The organism is Paenibacillus sp. 2TAB23, from assembly GCF_052115165.1.
Taxonomy (GTDB): Bacteria; Bacillota; Bacilli; order Paenibacillales; family Paenibacillaceae; genus Pristimantibacillus.
In genome coordinates, this window is sequence record NZ_JBFRGD010000004.1 from 25,660 (window position 1) to 50,068 (window position 24,409).

Sequence of the window (24,409 nt, forward strand, 5' to 3'; positions counted from 1 at the left end):
TTACACTTCTCTTTTGCGAATGCTAATCCGACTACAAGTAAAAGCCTCTTCTCAATAATGAAGAGGCTTTTACTTGTTTTTAGGAATGCTTCCATAAAGAGAAATCGATGACGGGAGTTGTGCGAGGCCTTTCATGTTTGAGAACGTGCCAATCGGAATCCGAGATCGTCGATGCGGAATGTCGGGTGGCTGCGACGGCGGCAAGTTGCTCCGCAGCCTCTTTCCGCTTCGGCCCAGCTTCCACCGCGAAAGATGCGGTAAGAACCGTATACTTGTTCATCATAAAGATCCCAGCACCATTCCCATACATTTCCGAGCATATCATACAGCCCCCAGTCATTAGGGGCTTTCTTGCCTACGGGATGAATGCTGCCCTCAGCGTTTTCGTTATACCAGGCGATATGGTCGAGCTCGCCATAACGGTAGCCTGTTGTCCCTGCTTTACAGGCATGCTGCCACTCGGCTTCACTTGGCAAGCGGTAACCGTCTGCTTCCCAATCACAGCTGATGACTTCGCCGTTGCTGCTTGAAGAATAACATTCTTTAAGACCGGCGTTAATTGACAGCTGGTTGCAAAAGGAAACGGCGTCATTCCAAGAAATTTGGACAACCGGATTATGGCCTCCATCTAATGCATTCGATGATGGATCTGATGACGGATTCATAACAAGGTTATAGAAATCAACGGTTACGGGGTATTTGGCAAGCTGGAACGGGTTTAATGCTGTTGTCCAACTGGTCTTTTTGCGATCATCCCTTAATGAAATATGACCCCCAGGAATGTTGATCATAGGCCAATCATTTATGCTTTTTACATCTTCTATCATGCGTGCTCCCTCCTCATCTCTCGCATTTCAACCGATTCTAACGCCATGGCATAAACATACCCTTAATATTCGCAGCTGTCCATATTTCACCTTGTTCGGTTGATTAAACAAAAAGAGGAGGAGCTCAATGAGCGCCCCTCCCCCTATCATTATTGAATAACCAGTCCAAACCCATTCTGAATATAATTCACATTCGGGTGAGCAATATTACTGGTCGTTAAGTTGTTGAATGTCGCAGAGCCATTACCCGTATAGGTGTAAATAGCAGCTCCGGGATGCGGTGAGGTGAACCGCGAGGTTAAGATGCCGTCTCGGCCAGTGCCGTTAATATTAATGTTGTTGAACACGATGTTTTCAAAGCCTCCGCCATAACCGAATTGGATAGCGCTTCGTTGTGTATTGATTATGTCAATATTGGTGAAGGTCACATTTTTGATAGAATCATTGGAGGCCTCCAAATCAATCGCACCGCGTTCGCCATTGTAAAGATCTCTGCTGGTGCCGCTGTTAATAATGGTGGTATCCGAGAAAAGAATGCCCGTATTGTTCTGGAAATGGTAGCCCGGGAACACCGTATTCATTCTAATGCCGGAACCGCCGACAGTGTCGATTATGAGGTTGTGAGTAGCCTTATGTCCGCCTCCACCGAAGAATGCAATTGCAGCCGCACGCCAGTTATTCTCGATGGTGTTAAACGAGAAGGTATTGTTTACACCTGCTGTCGCACCGTTGACGTTACTCGTCCATACGGCCAGTCCATCGTCCCCGTTGTTGCGTACACTGCTATTGCGTACAGTAGAATTGCTCGTTCCCTGCGCGAAATTAACGCCGTCGGCAAGGTTATTGCGAATACGGCTGTTCTCGATTAAGAGGCCATCTGCATAAATAGCTGGCGTATGCGCATAGTCCCCCACCCAGAATCCACATTCAAAATGCTCAACCCACACATTGTGAACCTTTGAGTTTTTACCGAAATTGTCCATAAATCCTTTGTAAATGGCGCCTTCATGATAACGTGAGCGCAGCTTTGAATTCATGTAGATATTGCTGAAATCAAGCTTGCCCTCCACTCTGAACGAGATGCCTCCAGAAGCTGAGTTTGGATTGGTAAACTGAATATTGGTATGCCAGATACCCGCGCCAACTATGGTAATATCATCGATCATGTTGCTGACTGATCCGATTTTCCACATATTCCCTATATGGAAGGTCCCTTCAGGAATGTAAAGGGTTTTTCCAGCTGCAACAGCGGCAGTTACCGTTGCTTCAAAGGCAGCAAGATCATCCAAGCCATCGTTCGCTACAGCACCGTATTCGGTTACGGACACGGCATTCGCTGGTTTTGCTAGGGCAGCTGGAACGGGTTCAATCTCTAGGAAATCTACGCCGTACTCCAAGCTATCTGCATTGCTTTTCTGTATGCGAATCGTATCGCCTGGCTGCAAAGCCGAATCCAATTTCCAATGCACTTCATCAAAGCGGAATAACGGGCGACCGCCGGCTGGCGTATCCGCAGGTTGATCGCTTGAGAAGTACTGCCAATTATAATAAGAAGTGAGCGGAATGGTTTTCGCTTTGACTCCGTTTACGTAAACGTCCAGTGATCCGCTCAGCCCCATTCCATCAGAAGAATCAGGCATCGTAAATCGCATGGTTACGCCTGCTCCGCCTTCACCCTGCCTTACTGTCCATTGCAGGTATGAGCCATTGGTAGGCAGTGCAACGTAGCGCTGTCCGGAAGCTTCCGAAGCCGTCAGCGTTTGATCAAAGGTTGGCGCGGCTTGCAAGCTGGCACCGCCTCCTCTGGTCGCATCATCCGTATCATATCGGCTATATGGCATGCTTGCTCCGCGTGCGGAGTACACGACAAGATTGGTTGAACTCGAGTTATTCGTCTGCTTGATCGCTAACTCGTTCGTATCGGCAGCAACGGCGGTCGATACGGTATAGTTGCCTGTAACGGCTGTCCATGTCCCTGGAATAGCAATATTGATTGATGCGCCAGCTGCTAAAGTTCCGGTGAACGTACCATTATAGGTTTGAACCGTTGTGCCGGCAGCATTTTTCAGAACGACTGTAACGCCATGGGCACCGCTGCCCGAAGCGATATTCCCTTGGTTTTTAAGGTTAACATTGAAGGTTACCGCATTACTCGCGACTGGATTGCTAGGCGTCCACGAAGTCGTTCCGATCAGGTCGGAGCTTGCAACAGGAGCAACGACGAGTGACGATGTAGTTGTAAAACTGTTGTTAGTATCATTTTGTTCAATAACGGCATTGCTCTCATCTACTTTAGCATGGACAGAATAAGCTGCTGCAGCTTTCGTTCCGGCATCTACAGTCACCGTTGTCGCAGCGCCTGCTGCCAGCAATCCGACAGAAGCGGTACCGGCAAGCGAATTGTTCAGATAAAAGTTGACTGAAGTAGCTGCCGAACTTGCGTTGCCTATGTTCTTAACGGTCGCGTTCAGAACAATGGCGTTTGTTTCGATCGGCGATGCTGGTGACCATATCACATCCGTTATAACCAAATCAGGGTTTGGCGAAGGTGTACCGAATACTTGGAATTCAGCGATCTGCCCTCCAGCAGCCCCAGAGTTAGCTGAGATGTTAAGCTGTAGGCGTTTAACCGTGGCTGTTATCGGAATCGTTACCGTATTCTGGGTGGCTGGGTTGAATGTATATGATTGTGCCGCTGCCAGGCTGCTGAAGGTCGTTGTGTTCTGATTAGACCCTAGCACTTGAATTGTTTGTGTACGCGTGCTCCAAGCGGATGATGGATTTAGCTTCAACACGATTGAGGTAACGTCATGATTCGCGCCAAGATCAAGTGTCAGAATGCTTGAGCTGCCGCCTTCCCAGTAGGTGGTGACATCATTGTCGTTTGCATTAGCAGCGATAAAGGATTGTGTACTCGTGGCAGCATTAATCGGTTTACCGATTGCAAGATTGCCGCTTGGAGGTACCGACGGAGTTGCAGTTGGCGAGACCGTTGGTGTAGGTGTAAGCGTCGGCGTTGGTGTAGGTACTGGTGTTGTAGTAGGCGGAGGTGTTATCTGCGGAGTTGGCGTCGGTGTAGAGGTTGTTGTGGCTGCTACAATGATTTGATCAAGATTAATATTGCCTGAATCTCCGGCATCATATTTGTAAGCAATGGTGTTGCTGCCGGCGTTCAATTGAAGCAATTCTTCGCTATTCCCCCAGGTATCCCAGTTGGCAAGGCTTGGGAGCGTAGATTGTCGTATTTTCACGCCATTGACGTAAATGCTGATGGATTTGGAGCTGCCGCTTGCATTCGCATAGGTCAATGTTACATTTCGATTGCCGGCAGCTGATGCATTTACCGTAAAGGTTGTCGCAGCACCCTGCGTCCAGTAACCATCTACGAAGCCAGTTCCGGCATACCCGATATGATCAGTATTGATTTTTGCCCCGCCGGAAAGCGCAGCTGATTCAGCCTGATACGTACCAGTAGGTGTTGGCGTTGCTGAAGGTGTTGGTGTAGGACCAGCGCTGCCATAGATCTCAATTTCTGAAATTTGCGCTGCAGGCCAGCCGGTATTGCCGGTCACTTCAAAGCGCAAGTATCGTGTGCTTGTAGCCGAGAAATTGATCGTAACGGCGTTATTCCCGGCGGAAGGATTAAAGACATAAGCCGAGGAGCCAACGATATTCGTAAATGTTGTTCCGTTCGTACTGCCTGCGATAGACAGTGTTTGTGTCCGAGCTCCCCAGTCCGCTGGGATTTTAAGAACGACTTGGTCGACGCTCGTAGAAACGCCTAGATCAACTTGAATCCATTGCGGGAATGCTTGGTTCGTACTTTCCCAGTAAGTAGCTTGATTGCTGTCTTTGATATTATTCGGACCATATGTTTGGGATTGGCCGCTAGCCGTTATGTTTTTACCAAGTGTCAGGTTCGGGCCTCCTGCCGCGGATACGGGAGCGAACGGAGCGGCAGCGAGGAAAAAACTTGAAATCAGCATTGATAGAATAAGCGGCCATGCAACATACTTGTTGTTCATTATATTCCTCCTTAAATAGATGTTAATACGGGAAGTGGATGTACTTTTTCGATTAATGATAACGTTTTCATTTTGAGAGATTTAAGCGCAGCATTAGTTGCTTGATAAGCGTTCTCTCCCTTTGCGAACAGTTACGGCATAGCAGCTGCTCCCTCCTTTCTGTCACACATTCTCATTATAGAGAGTGATGAGGCGGAGCTATAAGATGCGTTCCTACGGAAAATGTATGCATTTCCAAGTTATTAGGAATACCAGCGTCTATAGGCTCAAAAAAAGAACCCGTAAGATGCACGAGTTCCCTATCTTGCTGCATGAGTTCTATTAAATGATCGAATTAACAGAATACATCCCACCTCACATCCAGGCGCTAGCTGAAGCATCAACTTATTCTGGCGCCTTCAAACCGTGATGCCAGTCCACTTCGTATATCCCCACTCGCACCGCTAGCTCTAGCGAATACCTCGACGTAATCATGTGTGTTCAACTGTACGATACCAGAAGCATCGATCATCCCTGTCTGGGAAGTGAAGTTTTCTTGATCTGATATCCGCGGGACGCCATTTATTCGGATTTCTAGATCTAGAGTTACTGCTGTAATTGAATTTAATTCAAACATTATGCTTGCTTGGAGGGTATAGATTCCGGTTTGCTTCGGCTGAAAGGTCGATGTCGAGGTATTGAATTCATGATTAAGATCTAATGTCTCAGCCTGATATCTAACCTTTGTGAATATCATGTCCAAAATAAATTGATCGCTGCCTGCTATCGCATGGAAAGCTGATTTTTGTATTTTAGGAAGCTTTGCGGCAATTCTTTTGCACACAGGCTTTCTGCGAATGGGTCTTTTAGAGATAGTCTTTCTTATAATCGTTTTTTTACATATAATTTTGGAGCAGACTTGTTTCTCAAGCCTTATCCTTTTAAACGCCATTTAGTTCCTCCTCCTTCATATTTCCTAGCACTCGTTTTTAAATATCATATGGATGGAGCATTCTAATAGATACGCAAATGGCCTAACCAATACGAAAAAGGCTTGCTCTCCTGCTTGGTATAAGCACCGTTGCAAGAGGGCAAGCCAATCTATTAATACTTTATGACCACTTTATGATTGCGGTTAGAGCTTGTTCAAGTGCTTTCTCGTCATCTTATTTCCCCATCACTACTCCGATAAATTTCTCCAAGGCGGTTACATCGGCAATATGGCTGTTGCAAGCTTCGCTGCTCACACACATGTAATTGCCAATTGCTTTGTAGTAATCAGTCGATGCGTTAGCTGGCCTGAACTTCGTTATTGCCGAGAATAACGCTACCTCTGCATGGCGATTGCATAAGAAACAAACGCCTTTCTTATGGACGGGGGTCATTTTACCCTCAATCCCAATGAGCTGCTCATCTTGGCGATACAACAGGAACATACGATTTGCTGCGACATCGGTCCAGCCCATATAAGTCAAATAGCGATAATCATAAGTGGCCAAATCCGGCAGCTTCAGCTTTTTCACTTTAGGAAACAGCTTCTTAATCTGTGCGGCCGTAACGGGGGTCCATTCCTTCATTTGTGGTTCTAATGCATGCAAGTAATGCTGGAATTCTTCCGACCTTTTTAACGCTGACAGCTTTGTTAAGCTTTGCAGCTCTAACTCCGTCGCATGAGGGAAGGCTTCTATGATTTTGGCAACCGTGCTGGAACGAACCGCGTCTACTACCCGTGGGTCAGATACGGTGTTGCAGGCAGTTTGCAGTAGATTTGTTTGTTTTTTCACTAAATTGAATTGATGGTTTCTAATAAATGGTTGGATCATCGCTTCTCAGCCCCTTATTTATATTCGGAAATATAAGGTGCAAAGCCATTATTAGAAACGATATAAGCGTATATTGGGCGACTTTCATTCAGTCAGGCCCCATGCAAAGTATCGCCCTATATTAGGCTTTGCATGAGCAGCGTATTATTCCGGCAATATGATTTGCCATTTCTATCGCCTCCTCTACTCCACTATTATAAATGGAATTCCGCCGCATCCGCAACTTCCCTCTACCAGATCATCGCTCTAATGGTTACAAGCTCAGCTTTGCGATAAAAGTCCCCTAGCCATGGAAAAGCTTACAGGATACAAGCTGCCCTTGTACGCGAAGGAAGATTGCCCGCTCTCCTCTGAAATGACGATAACGAGTGCATCGGTCTGTTCCGACAAACCAATTGCTGCTCTATGGCGCGTGCCAAGCTTTTTGTCATCAACACTAACCGTCGACACGGGAAGCACATTAGCTGCCGACACGATTTGGTTCTCAATGATCAGAACGGCTCCGTCGTGAAGAGGATTCCCGGGATAAAAAATGGATTCCAACAAGGAGTGGCTGAGCTGAGCGCCAATTGCAATACCGGAATGGATATAAGTGAGCAGAGGTTCCTTCCTCTGAATCATGATTAAGGCGCCGTGTCTCCTAGCGGACAAATGCTGGATGGTCAAGGAAATGGCCGTGTAATCAATCGAGAACGCGGATAAATAGCATCTCAAATAAAAGGAAGCAGCTACGCTTTCAGCTTGTTTGAAGGATTCTCGGATATTTTCAAAATCACTTAATAAGCAATGGTTGTCATCGTCTATGAGCGATAAGCTATGCTGAAGCGCATTTGTTATTTCAGATAATTGCTGCTTCAATTGTTCTTTCATCGGCGATTCGTCGCAACTGAGCTGATTCAACGCATATCCCCCAATTCTTGTAAAAGTCATAGCTCTAATCTCTGCCAATGGATGCTTTCCTATACAAGCGTAACTAACGGTTAAACCAAAACCCTATATTTTTAAAAGAAAGGCATATAGATTGTTGGGTTGGCATTGCGCTTGCCACACGGTAAAGTTTGAAAGGTATTCGATGAAGCTTGGAGGGATTGGTGATGATGAAGACTTTAGGAACCGGGGCTTATTATACGGGCAATTACCGAAATTTGTTCGAACAGTTCGGATATCACGATGAAGAAATTGAAAAGCGCGTCAAGGATACTTGGGACAAACTATTTGAAGGCGATGAAGATACAAGGATTTATTATGAGGCAGGAGAAGACATGGGTTACCTGCTCGATACGGGGAACCTCGATGTACGGACCGAGGGTATGTCTTATGGCATGATGATGGCAGTACAGATGGGTCGCAAAGATATTTTCGATCGCATCTGGAGATGGACCAAGACTTACATGTATATGCAGGATGGCGAAAATGCGGGTTATTTCGCGTGGTCATGCGAGATCGACGGAGCTAGACGATCTAACGGGCCTGCGCCTGACGGCGAGGAGTATTTTGCGCTTGCCCTTTTCTTTGCTTCGCATCGCTGGGGTGATGGGCACGCTCCATTTGATTACAGCATCCAAGCGAGGAACCTACTTCATGCCTGTGTCCATAAGGGAGAGAATAATGATGGTTTTCCGATGTGGGAGCCGAGCAACCATTTAATCAAATTCATACCCAATTGTGATTTTTCTGATCCGTCCTACCACTTGCCGCATTTTTATGATTTATTCGCGCTTTGGGCGAACCCGGAAGACCGTGATTTTTGGGGAAAAGCTGCAGAAGCTAGCCGGAATTATTTACAGCTGTCATGCCATCAAGCTACGGGGCTGGCACCGGAATATGCTTATTATGATGGTACGCCAAACAATGAACGCGGATATGGGCACTTTTTCAGTGATTCCTACCGTGTCGCCGCTAACATTGGACTAGACACGGAGTGGTTTGGCGTGGATGAATGGCAGCGAGAGGAAGCAAACCGCATACAAGCATTTTTTGCTGGCATTGCTCCCTCCGACTATCGTCGCTACACGATTGCAGGCGAACCATTTGAAGAGAAATCTTTACATCCAGTTGGTTTATTGGCCACGAATGCAATGGCCTCCCTTGCTGCAGCCGATGGCCCTAATGCCAAAAAAATGGTTGATTTACTGTGGCAAACTCCGCTCCGAACAGGAGTGCGCAGATACTACGATAATTGTTTGTATTTATTTGCGATGCTTTCTCTAAGCGGGAATTTCAGAATCTGGATGCCTAATTAATGCTGCATTTTGAAATGGGATAAGCCTTCTTTGAGCTCTTGCGATACAAAGTCAATTACAAGGAAAGATAAACAAGGTCGTCGCTTATGCCCTTCTTCACGTTGCTAAGCGACGCTCCCTCCTCTAATGCTGCAGCGAATTGCTGTGCCACGGCACTGACGTTTGCCATAGCAAATGCTAGCCTCGATTTAGTAAGCCATCCAGCCCGCATCAGCAGCAACGACAGTGCCGTTAACGAAGCTCGCTTCATCCGAAGCAAGGAACAATGCCACCTTAGCGATTTCTTCCGGTTCTCCGACACGGGGATTAATGCCCATACCGATCATTGCTCTCTCCATCCCGAATGGATTGGGAGTTTGCATAGAACTGCTAATATTCGTTTTCACACCGCCTGGAGCAATTGCATTGCATCGAATACCGAGCGGCGCATATTGGAAGCCGACATTTTTGGTGAAGCCTACGATCGCATGCTTGGCAGCTGTATATGCAGCACCAGCTCTTGAGCCTTGCAGGCCGCCTGCGGATGCTATGTTAACGATAACGCCGCTTTTTCTTTCCGTAAAAATCGGCAGAACTTTGCGTGTTGTTCTCATCGGCCCCGTCGTATTAATGGCAAAGACACGCTCCCAGAGCTCATCTGTCAACTCTCCCGCAGGGACAAAGTTATCCATAATTCCCGCATTGTTCACCAGAATATCAACCGTTCCAAGCTTCTCCACGGCTGTGTCTATGAGATGCTGCACATCCTCTTCCTTCGCAACGTTACAAGCAACGGCAATTGCCTTCCCGCCATTTGCCTCAATGGCCGCAACGACGGTTTGCGCGGATTCGGCTTGAAGGTCTGAAACGACCACAGAGGCACCTTCTGCCGCGAACAGCTCAGCAATTGCTTTGCCCATACCTGATGCCGCACCTGTAATGACTGCTACTTTTCCATTCAATCTCATGTCAGAAGCCTCCATATTTTTGTCTAGGATAAGTTACTCGGTCAAATGATCCATTTAACCGTTCCGAGGAATAAAAACCGACAGTTGTTCATTAGCTAACAGCTGTTACTTCGAGTATAATCAAATACGGAATCGTTAAACAATCAGCAAAAAATACGTATTTGTTATCTACTATACAAAGTAATGGATTTTGTTCGAAAACGTGGACAGGAAGTGAACCGGTTGACCGAAAATAACAAAAAAGTAGATCGGCGAATTATAAGAAGCAGAGAAGCTTTACGAGAAGCGCTGCTGTCATTGATGTCGAAAAAACCATTCACTTCCATTTCGATTACGGAAATTGTGGAGGTTGCGAATTATAATAGAGGGACGTTCTACTCGAACTATGAGAGCAAAGAAGCGTTGCTTGACGAAATCATCTCCGGACTCATTCAGGATTTGCTCCGTTCCTTTCGGGCTCCATACGAGAACGTTGAGCTGTTCCGAATCGATGAGCTGCCTGCGAAATCAGTTATGATTTTTGACCATATCTATCAACATGCTTCCGTTTATTCCATTCTCTTTAAAAGCGACGTGTTATTGAATATTAGAGAAAAAATGTTTACAGCTTTAAAAAAGATTACGCAGGAAGAACTGATACAATTTGATAACGGGATTGATAGCGAGCTGCACGCCATTTATTCCATCCATGCTTTAGTCGGTCTGGTCTTTTATTGGGTAGAAAGTGATTTTAAGCATTCTTCGGCTTACATGCAGGAGCAATTGGTGAAAATGATCAATTGGCGCCCGGCCGCAGCCAAAACAGCCATTAGATTAAACCGTTAAGGCAACCAAATGGATATGCGCGACAATTGCATTTTAATATAGCCCAGATATATACCACTTTTCTTATAAACACGGTTGGAGGATACAAGGAATGACGGGAAAACCTAGACGATCGACCTTTCGGAGCAGGCTGGATGATATGATTACAGCACTGAGTGCTGATATCATTAACGGGAAGCTTCAGCCCGGTGACTTCTTGCCTTCGGAGCTCACCCTTGTGGAACGATACCAACTAAGCAAAAATTCCGTGCGCAAAGGCCTCGATAAGCTGCTAGAGCAGGAAATGATTGAGAAGGTGCCTCGAATCGGCACCAGAGTTGTCGGAATCGGGGCTAGCAGCGGAAAGACGCTTAAGTTCGGATATTATCCTACGCTAATGCTGGAGGTTAATCTACCGCAGCTGATTGCGCTCTTTAGGGAGCGCTTTCCTCACATTGAGGTTAAAATGGTTCCGATCTCCGAGTCATTGCTCGCTGCGAATCCCCAGGAAATGATCGAACGCGACGAGCTGGATATCCTCACCTTAAACACACATCATTTCGGCGTCGCTTTGGATCAAGGCGCTTTGCCTGGCATGCTGGAACCGATCCAACCAAATACGGATACGTATCCGTTCCTCTTGCAGTCTTTTATTCAAGATGGTCATGTTTATGTGCAACCGTTAACATTCTCTCCGATCGTCTTATGTTATAACAAACACCATTTCGCGGAAAAAAAGATGCCAGAGCCGGACGGCTGCTGGCATTGGTCTGATGTGCAAACAGCAGCAAAAGCATTAACGATAAAACACGAGCGGATGGGTTTGTTTTTTCATTTACAATCCAATAATCGTTGGCCATTGTTTCTGCTGCAAAATAAGGTCGTATTCGATCGCAGCCCGGAAGGAAAGCTTATCGTGGATAACGAGAGGTTCCGTGATGCGATGCAAATGAGCTTGCGACTCTTTGAAGGATTGAATCCGGAAATGCCGTATATGTCAGAGAATGATTCAGATAGCGAGTTGTTTTTCCTGCAGCAAAAGGCTTCTATGATCATAACGAGCTATTATAGCTTGAATCGCCTGCGCCACGCTGAATTCGAGTATGATCTAGCCCCACTGCCTTATTTGGAGGAGGCGAGAACGCAATTGCTGACAATAGGTCTGTCGATTAATCGATCCAGCAGCAATAAAGAAGCAGCCCATACGCTGCTTCACTATTTGGCATCGAACGAAGCGCAGCAGCATATTCGCCAGCATTCACTCAGCATTCCAAGCAGCAAGCCAATGGCAGAGTGGAAAGGCAAGGAGCTGCTGAATAGGCCTTCCCGCTTTCACATGTACAGGGATATTATTTCTACTTTCCAAAACTATTCAGATATGAACATTACGTTAGCCGAGCTGGAAATTATAAAACGCAATTTCAAGCTATATTGGGCGCGGCTTGAGGACTTCGATTCGGCCTTCCGTAAGCTGGAGGATGAGCTTGAGGCTATTCCGTTCACTCTGGAATAGCTGACGCTCCCGAACCCTGTTCATAATGAACAAGCACGCCGAGCACGGAGCGAGGCGATTCACGAAGCAGCTCATAAGCTTGTGATAGTGAGGATAAATTCATTTCATGCGTAATTAGCGTTTCTATCGAAATACGTTCCTCCGACAGAAGACGGATGAATTCAGCCATATTCCGTCCTTCCGTCCATCTTATGTACCCAATCGGATAATCTGCTCCCTCGCGTTCGTAGCTGTTGTCGTACCTTCCTGGGCCTCCCGCACGCGATATAAGGATTTGGGCTTCTTTGCTGAACATCAATTCCCGGTCAAAGCTCATGCCGACATCACCGACTATGATGACCTTGCCTCGGTCTCGAATCCAGTGCAGCGCTTGATTAATGATGCCGGGGTTGGCTCCATTCGCACAGATGATGACGGCATCTGCCCCTTGCTCATGCGTCATCTCGTCTATCGCTGTTTGAACCTTAGATTCGTCGCTGTACACATGATTGACGCCTGATTCCGAGAGATTGCTGCAGCGCTCTTCCAGAAGATCGAAGCCGATAAGCCGGTAACCGGAAGCTTCAGCAATTCGGCCGGCAATCTGCCCTAGAATGCCTAACCCGACAATCACTATGGTTTCCCCGAAGTGAAGGTCAGATTGGCGCAGCGCATGAATGGCGATCGCGCCAATTCCGACAAAGGCTGCATCCGATGACCGGCATTCATCCGGCAGCGGGATGACCAGATGCTTCGGTACCGCCAACCATTCCGCGTGCTTTACATATGGAGAGCCGTAGCAAGCTGCGCGCTGTCCCACTTGAACATGCGTTACTCCCTCCCCTACTTCTCGCACATACCCCATCGCGCTGTAACCAAGCGGAATCGGGTAATCAGCCATGTTGTTTTTTAGTAGAAGCTCAGTACCCGAGCTAATTGCCGAACAGCTGGTTTCAATTAATACCATGCCTGCTTCTAGCTGCGGCAATTCCTGATTTATAATTTCTATATTTCCACGAATTGAAACCACAGCTTTCATGCGATCCACCTTCATTTTGTATCCCTTCTTTCTGCATTATTTATTGGTTCATATCTGGATCATAACATTATCGTATTCGCTTATATAGAAGCTGTCAAACTTTTTTTTTATATCAACATGGACAGTACATGAATCTGATCTCCTCCGGATTGACGGGAAATTACGCTCATAATATGATAGATAGACGGTTATATCTTTCTCTCATTCTCGATCATGCGTAATCCGTATAGGAACGTTATGGTCACGATATTATATTACTGGAGGCTGCACATTGACTGACAATCCATCAACCAAGCAGGACTCGATCAACCACAATAATCCCTTACAGGGAGATTGCGAGAATTGCTTCGGATTATGCTGTGTTTCTTTACCCTATTCAGCTTCTGTAGACTTTGCCAAAGACAAGCATGCGGGTCAGCCTTGCAGCAATCTGCAGACGGACTTTCGCTGCGGCATTCATGATTCCTTGAGGAGAAAAGGATTTCGGGGATGCACCGTCTATGATTGCTTTGGAGCTGGACAGAAGGTATCCAATCATACGTTCGGCGGCAAGCACTGGCGACAGTCGCCGGATAACGCACAGCAAATGTTCGAGGTCTTTCCTATCATGTGGGAGCTGCAAGAGCTGCTATGGTACTTAAACGAAGCAATGAGACTGGAAGCAGCCCAATCCATCCAGCATGATCTAAGACAAGCATATGACGAAACGGAGCGACTTACGCTTCTACATGCAGATGAACTGATTAAGCTTGAGGTTTCCGTCCACCGCGCATTGGTGAATGCACTACTGCTTCAAACGAGTGAGCTTGTCCGGGCTCGTGCAGCCAGCGAGCAAGCTCAGAAATCGAGAAAGCCACAGAAGAAGTATGGTCGCGGAGCTGATCTTATGGGGGCGAAGCTTAGAGGAGCGAGTTTACTTGGAGCCAATCTAAGAGGCGCTTACCTCATCGCGGCAGACTTAAGAGATGCTGACTTGCGCTCGGCTGACCTGATCGGTGCTGATTTCCGCGATACAGACATCCGAGGTGCTGATTTAACAGATAGCCTATTTCTAACGCAGGTTCAAGTTAATGCGGCAAAAGGCGACTCACGCACAAAGCTTCCGTCGACGCTACACCGACCTACTCACTGGGCCAATTAGGTTCTAGCGGCAAAAGACTGAAGCCCATGTTGGCTTCAGTCTTTTATTAGGTTCAACTGCATATCTAATGATCTGTTGGAATGCTGAGCTTTTTGGTCCATGTTTTGCCGCCATCGCCTGTACTGTATATGGATGGGCTTGATACGCTAGTGTCCGCCATCCAGCCATGGTTTTTGGTTGTAAAAGAGATGACGTTCTCGAAACCTTTAATCGGTTTCAGGTTTGCCCATGTTTTGCCTTGGTCCAATGAGCGGCCAACACCTATTTGCTCACCAGCTGGAGAGAACCCGCCGAGAATAGCTGCGCCGTCTACGAGCTCAAGGTTGCTTGCATGACCTCCGGGAGAGGCTGGTCCCTCTTTCGCGATACCGGCTGCTGCTCCTGGCGCAGGTCCTCCCCCTGCGGTCGCCTGACTGATCACTTTCCGCCAGCTCGAACCGTTATCAGCAGAAGCATACAGGGAATAAGATTGCTGGGACATGCCCACGCCGCCATTGAACCTCGCCCATACCTCGCTTCCGCTGACATTTAGCTCTCCTCCGCTTATCTCGCCAGATCTCACGCTAAGCTTCGTAGTCCAGCTGCTGCCTCCATCCGTCGTACGCGACAGCGTATATCCGAAGCCAGGCACAACGACTAATGCCCAGCCCTGTTTCATATTCGAGAATTCCGCGTAGCGTGTATTTGGCGGTGTGGACATTTTTGTCCATGTCTTACCGCCATTTGTGGTCTTATAAGCAAAGGCCCTTGTATATCCAAAACCGTTTTTAACATCAAGAAAACGGATTCGCTCTAACGCGATCCCGCCTGTTGGAATTTTTGTGAACGTACTTCCGCCATTCGTCGTTTGAATCAGCGCATTCGTGCCGCCTGCTGCCGATTTTGCCAGTGCCCAGCCCGTGGTATTGGAAATAAAATCAAGCTGCGTAAATTGCCAGGTTCCTTTATAAATAGACTGCCAGGACGAGCCAGCGTCAGAAGTACCAATGAGGAACCCATTCCCTGCTGCGCGACCTGTCGTCCCGTTTAAAAATTGAATTTCGCTGAAATGGTAGCTTGAATCGCCTGCCGGCGTACCGTTGAACAATTCTGTGGATCCAACGCTTCCTGCTGCTTGTGCGAACGGTACCGCAGCCGTTATGCCAATCGCAAGCGCAGCAGCAGCCAATCCTGATCTAAGCTGAATGATTCTCATTCGATGTTCCTCCAGTTTCAATATGGGTTGCAAAGCATGCTTATCCTAAGATACCCTTTATGTTCTCAAACGAATCGGTTGATCTGTCTACTTTATATGTTGTTCAGAAGCAAAAGAATGGCTTAGGGGACAAAAAAATGGCTGTCTCCCGCCCATGTTAAGGACGATTGAGACAGCCATAAAGCTAATCATTATACGGACAGTGCATGTTTTGCACGAGCCAGCTCCGTTGCTTCGACCATGTTTTTGAGAGAAGCAACCGTTTCTTCGTAGCCGCGTGTTTTAAGTCCGCAATCCGGGTTAATCCAGAACAGCTTCGGATCCAGAACGCGCAAAGCACGATCAATCATGCTAGTCATCTCATTAACATGAGGTACGCGAGGACTATGGATATCGTATACGCCAAGACCGATTCCCAGCTTATACGTGTTAAGCTCGAAGCTCTGGATCAGCTCGCCGTGGCTCCGCGACGTTTCAATCGAGATGACGTCGGCATCCATATCCTCGATCGATCCAATCATGTCATGGAACTCGCAATAGCACATATGGGTATGAATTTGCGTTGTATCTTGAACGGTGCAGGTCGTCATACGGAAAGCTTTGACCGCCCATGCCAAATAATTGGCTTGGTCTTCCTCTTTCAGCGGCAAGCCTTCGCGTACAGCTGGCTCATCGACTTGAATCATGCCAATTCCTGCTTGCTCAAGCGCTTCGACCTCTTGACGAAGAGCATATGCGAGCTGGTAAGCAATCTGCTCGCGTGAAATATCGTCTCGCACGAAAGACCAGTTCATAATGGTAATCGGGCCTGTAAGCATGCCTTTAACAGGACGTGCAGTTTTAGATTGTGCATATTGCGTTTCTTCAACGGTCATCGCCTCTTCGAATGCTACATCGCCATAAATAATGGGCGGTTTCACGCAGCGCGAGCCGTAAGACTGTACCCATCCAAACTGTGTGAAAGCAAAGCCTGCAAGCTTCTCACCGAAAAATTCAACCATGTCAGTCCGCTCGAATTCACCGTGTACGAGAACGTCAAGACCAATTTCCTCTTGCAGCTTGATCCAGATGTCAATTTGATCGCGAATGAACTGTGCATATTGCTCATTGTTCCACTCGCCTTTACGCCATTGCTGACGGGCTTTGCGTACCTCGGCGGATTGCGGGAAGCTGCCGATCGTTGTTGTAGGGAATATCGGCAATTGCCACTTTTGCTCTTGAACAGCATGACGCTTCTCGAATGGCAGGCTGCGAACGGGCTGCTTCGAACTGATTGAAGCGACTGCTTGCTGAATGTCATTGCGGTTTCTTTCACCAGATTGCTTCAGGGCTTGAACGGAGCGTTCGTTTTCTTCCAGCTCTGCCGCATAGCTGCCTGAGCCTTGAGATACCGCTTTTGTAAGAAGTACAAGCTCATCAAGCTTTTCATCGGCAAAGGCGAGAGCGTTATTCAGTTCTTTAGACAGCTTCTGCTCGCTCTTCACGGTTACAGGAACGTGCAGCAGGCTGCTCGAAGATTGAATGATCAAGCGATCGGAGTCAACCACTCGGGAAAGCTGATTGATCAGAGCAAGCTTCTCGTTAAGCGATGCTTTCCAAATTCCTCGGCCGTCAATAACACCGGCGCCAAGCACTTTATCTGCCGGGAAGCCTAGCTTTTGAATGGAAGCAAGATTGGCTGACAAGCCGTGAACGAAATCCAAACCGATGCCTTTCACAGGAAGCGCAACGATGTCTTGATAATGGTCAACGGATTCAAAATAGGTTTGAAGCATAATGTTCAAATTGGGTACTGCAGCCGAGAATGCGGCATAGATGCTTTTAAGTCTGTTAAGATCCTCTTGCGATGCTTTCGTTACCAGAATCGGTTCATCGATTTGAACCCATTGCACGCCTTCGGCAGCCAGCTCCTGCAGGATTTGCACATAAAGCGGAATCAAACGGTCTAACCAAGCATCCGTTTCGGCTTTATCGTAGCCTTTGGACAGCTTTAGGAAGGTAAGCGGTCCAACAATGACCGGTTTTCCTTCAATGCCCAGCTTCTCTTTGGCTTCGCGGTAGGCTTGCAGCGGTTTGTTCTCGGTAAGGGTTGGCACTGCACCATCAAACTCAGGAACAATATAGTGGTAGTTCGTGTTGAACCATTTGGTCATTTCGCTTGCGGTAGCATCCTTCGTACCGCGTGCAATGCCATAATAGAGAGACAAAGGCACGACACCGCCGTTATATGTAAACCGTTTTGGAATAATGCCGAACATTGCGGCCGTATCCAGAATGTGATCATAATAGCTGAAATCATTGACAGCAATCAGATCAATACCTTTTTCTTTTTGCTTGCGTAGGTGGCTCAAACGAATCTCTTGCAGCTGAAGGACAAAGTCTGCTTCCTCCAGTTTGCCTGACCAAAAGGCTTCAAGCGCTTTTTTCCATTCTCTATCCGCACCAATACGGGGGTATCCGAGTACACTGCTTTTTGTCATATGAAAGCTCCTCTGCAACTTGTTACTAGAAAGATAACATGGTTGAGTGGATATAGTGTAACTGTATTAAACTATATCTAGTTATAGCCGTAAGCTATACCAGAGAGTTAGTAGGAGGTAGCCGAAATCAATGCATCAATATAAGCAGCGCCAAGCTTGGAGAGAGTCGCATTTTTCTGGGAAATCCACCCGACGTTAATCGACTCTTCGCAGTCCAAAGGCACGGGAATAATTTCGTTTCCGTTCAGGTCTTTGCTTAGCACGCCTGTTGATATGGTATACCCGTTCAAGCCTATCAATAAATTAAAGAGCGTTGCCCGGTCATTCACGCGAATGCTCTTTTTATGCGACATCGTGCTTAGAATTTCCTCCGAGAAATGAAAGGAATTGTATTCGCCTTGGTCAAAGGAAAGATAAGGGTAATCCTGAAGCTGCTCAATCGTAACCATGGATTGCTGGGCAAGCGGATTTTTGATGCTGATAAAAATATGAGGCTTGGCTTGAAATAGGCTGGTAAATTGCAAATTTGCCGTTTTGAGCAGCTTATTTATGACCTTTCCGTTGAACTCATTCAAATATAAAATACCGATTTCGCTGCGCAAGCTTTTGACGTCCTCTATAATTTCGTAGGTTTTTGTCTCGCGCAGCGTCAATTCATATTCATCATGGCCGTATTCTCTGATCAAGCTAACGAACGCGTTAACCGCAAAAGCATAATGCTGAGTTGACACCGAGAAATGCTGAGGCGAGGGCTTTGCGTTCAAATAGCGGCTCTCCAGCAGYTCGGCTTGTTCGACAACTTGTCTGGCATAGCTTAAAAATTCCACGCCTTCCTTGGACAAGGAGATCCCCTTGTTGGATCGGTCAAAAATATCCAGCTGCAGCTCTTCCTCTAGGTCCTTTATGGCGTTGGAGAGGCTGGGCTGCGAAATAAACAGACGCTTAGCGGCTTCGTTGATCGAGCCGCGGTTAGCGACTTCGATCACATATTTTAATTGCTGTAACGTCAAGGGTATGCTCCTCTCAATTAGAAATATAGACTCTTTATGCAGATGCTGTGAGTTGGAATGGCTTGGAATGGCTCAATTAAGCTGCCATTTCGAAAGCAACAGCCAGCATTGTTGTACCATTACTAATTTGTTCATACTTCTACCGCAAATTGCTTACTATTATTGTATCATGCTTGTCCTTGGGAGCAACAAGTCCGGGTAATCTCAAAATAATGTCTAACATATCTGTATAATTGTTAACATGATTTGAGATGCTTTAGGAGATATCCTTGCAACGAAAAAAGGCTGGAGGATTGTACCCCATGCATACGCTGTTAAATAGTAACGCACAACCCAAGGAAACCGACAATGACCATTAAATCTGCATCTGGCCTTGAGGAGCTGATCGAGCTCTCCAAGCGATCCAGTGACTTTAAATCCCATCGTTTGTCCATAACCGATCCGCCGCTGTACATGAACTATTACAGTACGTTAATTGACGATAATCGCCTGCAGCAGCTTTTCAGCACCGTCCTTCAATCGCCTGATAGCGCATCAAATATACGTGAATTGTCTGATCTGAGATCTATTTTCCCTATCGATGATATCGAAATTACGGATTGCTTTGACGTTATCCAATCCAAATTGTTCAAAGGTTACGCAATCATCCGCTGGGATGAAAATACGGATACCTGTGCGTTAATTCCTCTAGTCAGTGACAAAGGCATTCGGAAAAGCAACGAAACTGAAAATGAATTCAGTGTTCTGGGTCCAAAAATCGGTTTCGTTGAAGATTTGGATACGAACATACATCTCATTCGGATGCAATTAAACTCACCGAATCTTATTGTGAAAGAGTTAACGATCCTTTCATTTTGAAGTTATCCCCAAAGTCTTGCTTAATTCAACTAGCTATGATCTTAAGGAACAACAAATCCATAGCGCTCTCCATATGGCTGATCAAAATGGTTGCGAATATCTCTTTGAGTATATGGGCAGCTTGCCGCAGTCTCAAACTTGCGTTTCGAATAAAACCCAAATACAGCCTTATTACGATTCTGGGCTTGTTTGTTGTCGCTGAATGCCTAATCAAGGATTTAGAACATATCCGTTTATTAACCAGTATATATGCGAACATCGGTTTAGGATTTATCATTTTGCTAGTCCCTTGCTTATTTGTGATCACACTCATTAAGAACAAAAACGGGAGGAAGCTGCAATCAGGAAGAAAATAAGAAAGAAGGCTCCAGCTAGGAGCCTTCTTCTGAATCATAAAGCTGTTATGCCCGCAGCGTGTTGAACTTCTTTAGTACTTCAGTGATGCTATCAAACGTAAGCGGCTTGCTAATGTAATCGTCCATCCCCGATTGCAGATATTTCTCCCGATCTCCTAATAACGCATTGGCAGTAACAGCAATGATATAAGGACACTTCTTAGACTCTAACGTATCCCTCAGTACACGGGTCGCTTCAACACCATTCATCTCAGGCATCTCAATGTCCATGAAAATGATATCGAAAGTCTCATAGGCAACCGCTTGAATAACCTCATTCCCGTTTAAAGCGGTTTTTACCGAAACAATTCCCAATTTATCAAGCATCCTTGTTAACACTAGCTGGTTCACTTCATTATCTTCGGCTATTAACACCTTAATGGAGCGCAGATCGGAATCGACTATGTTGTTTTTGCTGTCTGGATGTAAAGCAGCATGGTTATTTTCAACCTGGAGCACGACTGTAAAATGAAATGTGGCACCTTTTTCTTCAGCGGACTCCACCCATATCTCACCATGCATAAGCTCAACAAGCCGTTTGCTAATTGCGAGTCCAAGCCCGCTGCCCTCCTGTTTCCGAGTCATGAAATGTTCGAGTTGGTAGAAAGGGTCAAATAATTGATGATGTCTTGCTAGCGGAATACCGATCCCTGTATCTGACACCGTAAATTGACATCGCACCTGGTTGAAATCAGATGATAAGCACTGAACTGTTATGGTAACGCCGCCAGAATAGGTAAACTTAATGGCATTGCCAATTAAATTAATTAAAACCTGTCTCATTCGATTTGGATCGCCTATGACAACTTCAGGAACATTTGGATTTACGTTAATGATCAATTCCAAATTTTTCTCCAGTGCCTTATGCGTAAGCAGATCAAGCGTTTCGGCAATGCTTTCTCTTATTTGAAAAGGCTCGACTTGCAGTTCAGTCTTGCCTGACTCTATTTTGGACAGGTCCAAAATATCATTGATAAGCCTGAGCAATGTTTCGCCGCTTTTGCTAATGATAGAGACATACTCCAGCTGCTGCTCATCAAGCTCTGTCGTCTGGAGCAATAAGTCAGTCATACCAATGACCCCATTCATTGGGGTACGAATTTCATGGCTCATCATCGCTAGAAATTCACTTTTGGCCTTATTCATTTTTTCGGCTGTTTCTTTTGCAATGAGCAGCTTTTTCTGCTCCGTAATATCCTTCATGATAAGGTAATAGCCTACAAGCCCTTTATTGACAATAATCGGCGCTACGGTTGCTAATACTTCAACAGAGTGCCCATTGCTGTGGCTGATCTTGTCTATGTTTCGTTCAACGATCGTATAATCCTTAGAATCGGAAAGCAGCGATTTATAATTTTCCATACCGATTACGGTGGAAATGCTCAATCCGATTAGCTGTTTAACTGGATAGCCGGTCAACTGCTCTGCTACCGGGTTGCCATTTATAATTTTTCCGTTCAGATCTATGGAAATGATGGCATCATGATTGTATTTTTTCAGGGATGTGTACCGCTGCACGCTTTCTTCCAGATTCAGCTCAACTCTCTTACGGTCGCTTATATCCTGGGTTGTACCCAGCATTTTAATCGGATTCCCATTGTCGTCAAAATTGACTGCGACACGTATATTCAAAAATTTAATCTTGCCGTCTGCCTGTATATGCCGGAATTCATGATTGAATGGCAATCCTTCCAATGCTTCTTCGAAAGCCGTTCTATATTTATTCTGATCGTCGGGATGAATAAGTGAGACAAGCTCTTCTCTTTGTATAGGTTGCTTCGTATCCAAATTGAATATTTTATAGCAATGCTCGGACATCGTAAACAGTTGCTTCGTAATGTCCCATTCCCAGCTTCCAAGCATGGCAATATTTTGCGCGGCTGCCAAGCTATCTTCATGATTCTTGCGATTGGTTATATCACGGCCAATACCGATGAGCTTCTGAACGTTGCCCAATTCATCCTTTACGGTTTTGTAAGTTGTCTCAAACCATATATATCGGCCATCTTGATGACGAACCCTGTATGTCAGCACGTCTGTATCCGATAGGGTTGAGGATTTCAGCATTTGAAAATCATCTGGATGGTAAAGCTCGAAATTCGTTTTGCCTATCAGCTCTTTCGGCTCGTATCCGAGCAAATCACGCACAGATGGCGAAATGTACCGGGTTATGCCATCCGGTGTGATATAAGAAATGAGATCCAGTACATTCCCCGTAATTAAATCATAATCTTCTTTGATGGCAAGCCATTCCAGCTCATTTGTCTTTTTATCGGTAATATCAGTCATATACGCAATGAAAAATGGCGTTTCATGCTTGTTATCATTACGAATGAAAGACAGCTTCAAATCGATCCATTTGGCATTGCCGTTTTTCTGAATGAATGATATTTCGTTAGCAATTAATGAAATTCCATTATGCTGCTTAGTTTCATTCATATCCTGCTTTAACTTCAAACCTTTTTCGTGTCCAATCATATCCGTTAGGTTTAAAAGCGCTAGCTCAGACTGCGTATATCCGATGATTTCACATCCGGCTTCATTCACATAAAGAAATGCGCCTTCTGAGGATACCATAGCCATTCCAATTGGAGCTAAAGCGCAGGCTTGCGAGAAAAAATCTGTTTGATTGACATAATGTTGCAATTTAACGCCTCCAATCGCGATTTTCCCTTATTATTTTGCATAATTCTCTACTAGTTCCTAGTATACTACTTCAACAGAGAATTGAGAGGAAATTCAACAGAGAATCGAGAGAAAATATGGTGAAGTTAGCCAATTAGCCATATGAACGAGATCCCTATTGCTATTTTACAATGTGACTATTTCTTCATCTTTCTCGATTCTCCTCTGTTTGTTTTCAAGTTCCGCTTCGAAAAGTTTCTCTATTTCCTGCTTGTCCCCGTAGACATATAAATGATCGCGTGCTTTGATTTTTATATCGCATTTCCGCAGCTTTTTATTTTCCCTTAGAATAAATAGGATATTAAGATCATTAGTTTGTTGCATAATGTTCACCAAATGGCGTCCATTAAAAGTAGAACGCTCATGAATAATGATTTCTGTGAAAATGTCACGCTTTTCATCGATATAGAGCACCTCATGAATAGGAAGCTCATGAAGCTCGAAAACTTTTTCTAACTGATGCTCTGTTTTTTGCGTTAAATAGGCAGCAATTCTTTTATTTTTTAGAACAATTAGAACAAATGCTAGCACAGCTGTTACAATGCCGAGCTGATATACACGAAAGCTCTGTGCAAGAATATTGCTCAGCGAGGAAATAATAACCGCGAACGAAAATACGCCGAACACTATTAAGAAAATAGCAATCCGTCTTCGGAAAGGATGACGTAGAACCAGCTCTGATTCTTTGGTCGTAAATCCAGTTGCTGTAAGCATGGAAACAGCTTGAAATCGGGCAATTTTATGATCGAGTCCCGTCATAATAAGCAGTGCAGCAGCGATTTCTACCACGATGCCAATAAGTGCGCCATATACCACAATAAATAACCAGTCCATCTCGATTGCCCCTCTCCGTACATTTACATCACATGCATTATTCTTACCATCGAGCGAGCTTAGTGAATCTATGTCCTATATGAATGCATGATAAAGCGAGTGTTGCCTATTCGTGAATCAGTATGTAAAAAGTATCTGAATGCGTTTGTACATGTCTAAAAGAAGCAGCCCATGTTCACATGATGAACGGAGCTGCTTCTTACATTTCATGATATGTTGATGCATCTATTGATTTAACCATTCATCTATAATGAGTCTGATGGAGGCCGTATTGGTTACGGAGTCAGATGCTCTTGAAGCGGAAGATGAAAGAACCGATCGTTTATCAAATGCTTTAAGACCAATAAACGTTCTTCTATTATAAATTGTAAACTTACGCAGCATGTATGTTAGAATGGGGGCTGCTTTGTTAAAATCCCATTTTAATTCTGAATGGATTGCATTTATGATGTTCATCTTGGTCATCTCCTCGAAATGTAAGGCATCGTAAGTGTAAGACTCATCCGCTCACCTTTTATATTTCGAAGTATATCCTTTAATGCGCCAATCTGTGCAGGATGAACTTTTTTCACCCCAGGCATACGGAAGAGGGTGAAAAAAGTTCACCCTAGCCTCATCAATTTCATGTTTGT

19 protein-coding genes are annotated in these 24,409 nt (G+C 45.6%); 6 read left to right on the plus strand and 13 right to left on the minus strand.

The genetic code is table 11. The features are described from left to right. Positions 1 to 131: 131 nt before the first annotated feature. From AB4Z29_RS07495 to cdaS, 5 genes are all read right to left on the minus strand, one after another. A complete protein-coding gene (locus tag AB4Z29_RS07495; protein WP_441942445.1) occupies positions 132 to 827 on the minus strand; it encodes a formylglycine-generating enzyme family protein in 696 nt (231 codons plus the stop codon). A 149-nt stretch (positions 828 to 976) separates the two neighbouring features. Continuing rightward, positions 977 to 4,852 carry a discoidin domain-containing protein gene (locus AB4Z29_RS07500; protein ID WP_441942446.1) on the minus strand — a complete coding sequence of 1,292 codons (3,876 nt, stop codon included), beginning with the start codon at positions 4,850 to 4,852 and terminating at the stop codon, positions 977 to 979. A gap of 379 nt (positions 4,853 to 5,231) precedes the next feature. Continuing rightward, complete coding sequence (locus AB4Z29_RS07505) at positions 5,232 to 5,783, minus strand: hypothetical protein (RefSeq protein WP_441942447.1); 552 nt, start codon at positions 5,781 to 5,783, stop codon at positions 5,232 to 5,234. Positions 5,784 to 5,997: 214 nt separating this feature from the next. Beyond that, positions 5,998 to 6,654 (minus strand): FusB/FusC family EF-G-binding protein, encoded by a 657-nt coding sequence (locus tag AB4Z29_RS07510; protein ID WP_441942448.1) that lies wholly within the window; start codon positions 6,652 to 6,654, stop codon positions 5,998 to 6,000. Between the two features lie 261 nt (positions 6,655 to 6,915). Further along, entirely contained in the window at positions 6,916 to 7,554 is a 639-nt protein-coding gene (cdaS, locus tag AB4Z29_RS07515) for a sporulation-specific diadenylate cyclase CdaS (protein WP_441942449.1), read from the minus strand. A 197-nt stretch (positions 7,555 to 7,751) separates the two neighbouring features. Between cdaS and AB4Z29_RS07520 the strand changes: the two genes are divergently transcribed. After that, the gene (locus tag AB4Z29_RS07520; RefSeq protein ID WP_441942807.1) at positions 7,752 to 8,897 is read left to right on the plus strand and encodes a glycosyl hydrolase family 8; all 1,146 of its coding nucleotides are present in this window, start codon (positions 7,752 to 7,754) and stop codon (positions 8,895 to 8,897) included. 188 nt (positions 8,898 to 9,085) lie between these two features. Here the strand turns inward: AB4Z29_RS07520 and AB4Z29_RS07525 are convergent, their stop codons facing one another. Next, complete coding sequence (locus tag AB4Z29_RS07525) at positions 9,086 to 9,844, minus strand: SDR family oxidoreductase (protein ID WP_441942450.1); 759 nt, start codon at positions 9,842 to 9,844, stop codon at positions 9,086 to 9,088. 222 nt (positions 9,845 to 10,066) lie between these two features. Here AB4Z29_RS07525 and AB4Z29_RS07530 point away from each other — a divergent pair, with 222 nt between their 5' ends. Together AB4Z29_RS07530 and AB4Z29_RS07535 are read left to right on the plus strand one after the other, a co-directional pair. Further along, entirely contained in the window at positions 10,067 to 10,669 is a 603-nt protein-coding gene (locus AB4Z29_RS07530) for a TetR/AcrR family transcriptional regulator (protein WP_441942451.1), read from the plus strand. A gap of 91 nt (positions 10,670 to 10,760) precedes the next feature. Beyond that, on the plus strand, positions 10,761 to 12,161 hold the full coding sequence (locus AB4Z29_RS07535) for an extracellular solute-binding protein (protein WP_441942452.1): 1,401 nt from the start codon (positions 10,761 to 10,763) through the stop codon (positions 12,159 to 12,161). On the opposite strand, the gene AB4Z29_RS07540 is transcribed toward AB4Z29_RS07535, so the two are convergent. Beyond that, positions 12,148 to 13,194 (minus strand): zinc-dependent alcohol dehydrogenase, encoded by a 1,047-nt coding sequence (locus AB4Z29_RS07540; protein ID WP_441942453.1) that lies wholly within the window; start codon positions 13,192 to 13,194, stop codon positions 12,148 to 12,150. The genes AB4Z29_RS07535 and AB4Z29_RS07540 overlap by 14 nt on opposite strands. Positions 13,195 to 13,450: 256 nt before the next feature. On the opposite strand from AB4Z29_RS07540, the gene AB4Z29_RS07545 reads away from it, so the two are divergent. Further along, complete coding sequence (locus AB4Z29_RS07545; protein WP_441942454.1) at positions 13,451 to 14,320, plus strand: pentapeptide repeat-containing protein; 870 nt, start codon at positions 13,451 to 13,453, stop codon at positions 14,318 to 14,320. A 64-nt stretch (positions 14,321 to 14,384) separates the two neighbouring features. On the opposite strand, the gene AB4Z29_RS07550 is transcribed toward AB4Z29_RS07545, so the two are convergent. The 3 genes from AB4Z29_RS07550 to AB4Z29_RS07560 form a co-directional block, all read right to left on the minus strand. Further along, positions 14,385 to 15,515 (minus strand): WD40/YVTN/BNR-like repeat-containing protein, encoded by a 1,131-nt coding sequence (locus AB4Z29_RS07550; protein WP_441942455.1) that lies wholly within the window; start codon positions 15,513 to 15,515, stop codon positions 14,385 to 14,387. Between the two features lie 191 nt (positions 15,516 to 15,706). Then, complete coding sequence (gene metE, locus AB4Z29_RS07555; RefSeq protein WP_441942456.1) at positions 15,707 to 17,995, minus strand: 5-methyltetrahydropteroyltriglutamate--homocysteine S-methyltransferase; 2,289 nt, start codon at positions 17,993 to 17,995, stop codon at positions 15,707 to 15,709. Between the two features lie 107 nt (positions 17,996 to 18,102). After that, entirely contained in the window at positions 18,103 to 19,005 is a 903-nt protein-coding gene (locus tag AB4Z29_RS07560; protein ID WP_441942457.1) for a LysR family transcriptional regulator, read from the minus strand. A gap of 348 nt (positions 19,006 to 19,353) precedes the next feature. On the opposite strand from AB4Z29_RS07560, the gene AB4Z29_RS07565 reads away from it, so the two are divergent. Further along, positions 19,354 to 19,863 carry a spore germination protein gene (locus AB4Z29_RS07565; protein ID WP_441942458.1) on the plus strand — a complete coding sequence of 170 codons (510 nt, stop codon included), beginning with the start codon at positions 19,354 to 19,356 and terminating at the stop codon, positions 19,861 to 19,863. Further along, complete coding sequence (locus AB4Z29_RS07570) at positions 19,860 to 20,219, plus strand: GerAB/ArcD/ProY family transporter (RefSeq protein ID WP_441942459.1); 360 nt, start codon at positions 19,860 to 19,862, stop codon at positions 20,217 to 20,219. Before AB4Z29_RS07565 ends, AB4Z29_RS07570 begins: the two co-directional genes overlap by 4 nt. Before the next feature lie 45 nt (positions 20,220 to 20,264). On the opposite strand, the gene AB4Z29_RS07575 is transcribed toward AB4Z29_RS07570, so the two are convergent. The 3 genes from AB4Z29_RS07575 to AB4Z29_RS07585 all read right to left on the minus strand — a co-directional run bounded on the left by AB4Z29_RS07575 (position 20,265) and on the right by AB4Z29_RS07585 (position 24,233). After that, the gene (locus AB4Z29_RS07575; protein ID WP_441942460.1) at positions 20,265 to 22,904 is read right to left on the minus strand and encodes a PAS domain S-box protein; all 2,640 of its coding nucleotides are present in this window, start codon (positions 22,902 to 22,904) and stop codon (positions 20,265 to 20,267) included. Between the two features lie 165 nt (positions 22,905 to 23,069). Then, positions 23,070 to 23,777 (minus strand): TrkA C-terminal domain-containing protein, encoded by a 708-nt coding sequence (locus tag AB4Z29_RS07580; RefSeq protein WP_441942461.1) that lies wholly within the window; start codon positions 23,775 to 23,777, stop codon positions 23,070 to 23,072. 225 nt (positions 23,778 to 24,002) lie between these two features. Continuing rightward, on the minus strand, positions 24,003 to 24,233 hold the full coding sequence (locus AB4Z29_RS07585) for a hypothetical protein (RefSeq protein WP_441942462.1): 231 nt from the start codon (positions 24,231 to 24,233) through the stop codon (positions 24,003 to 24,005). Positions 24,234 to 24,409 lie beyond the last annotated feature (176 nt).

What these genes read in the sequence shown, in the direction of transcription:
- AB4Z29_RS07520 (WP_441942807.1), top strand. Translation starts at nt 7,752, where the DNA reads ATGAAGACTTTAGGAACCGGGGCTTATTATACGGGCAATTACCGAAAT.
- AB4Z29_RS07550 (WP_441942455.1), bottom strand. Translation starts at nt 15,515, where the DNA reads ATGAGAATCATTCAGCTTAGATCAGGATTGGCTGCTGCTGCGCTTGCG.
- AB4Z29_RS07505 (WP_441942447.1), bottom strand. Translation starts at nt 5,783, where the DNA reads ATGGCGTTTAAAAGGATAAGGCTTGAGAAACAAGTCTGCTCCAAAATT.
- AB4Z29_RS07500 (WP_441942446.1), bottom strand. Translation starts at nt 4,852, where the DNA reads ATGAACAACAAGTATGTTGCATGGCCGCTTATTCTATCAATGCTGATT.
- AB4Z29_RS07580 (WP_441942461.1), bottom strand. Translation starts at nt 23,777, where the DNA reads ATGGACTGGTTATTTATTGTGGTATATGGCGCACTTATTGGCATCGTG.
- AB4Z29_RS07585 (WP_441942462.1), bottom strand. Translation starts at nt 24,233, where the DNA reads ATGAACATCATAAATGCAATCCATTCAGAATTAAAATGGGATTTTAAC.
- AB4Z29_RS07565 (WP_441942458.1), top strand. Translation starts at nt 19,354, where the DNA reads ATGACCATTAAATCTGCATCTGGCCTTGAGGAGCTGATCGAGCTCTCC.
- AB4Z29_RS07525 (WP_441942450.1), bottom strand. Translation starts at nt 9,844, where the DNA reads ATGAGATTGAATGGAAAAGTAGCAGTCATTACAGGTGCGGCATCAGGT.
- AB4Z29_RS07510 (WP_441942448.1), bottom strand. Translation starts at nt 6,654, where the DNA reads ATGATCCAACCATTTATTAGAAACCATCAATTCAATTTAGTGAAAAAA.
- AB4Z29_RS07535 (WP_441942452.1), top strand. Translation starts at nt 10,761, where the DNA reads ATGACGGGAAAACCTAGACGATCGACCTTTCGGAGCAGGCTGGATGAT.
- AB4Z29_RS07495 (WP_441942445.1), bottom strand. Translation starts at nt 827, where the DNA reads ATGATAGAAGATGTAAAAAGCATAAATGATTGGCCTATGATCAACATT.
- metE (WP_441942456.1), bottom strand. Translation starts at nt 17,995, where the DNA reads ATGACAAAAAGCAGTGTACTCGGATACCCCCGTATTGGTGCGGATAGA.
- AB4Z29_RS07540 (WP_441942453.1), bottom strand. Translation starts at nt 13,194, where the DNA reads ATGAAGGTGGATCGCATGAAAGCTGTGGTTTCAATTCGTGGAAATATA.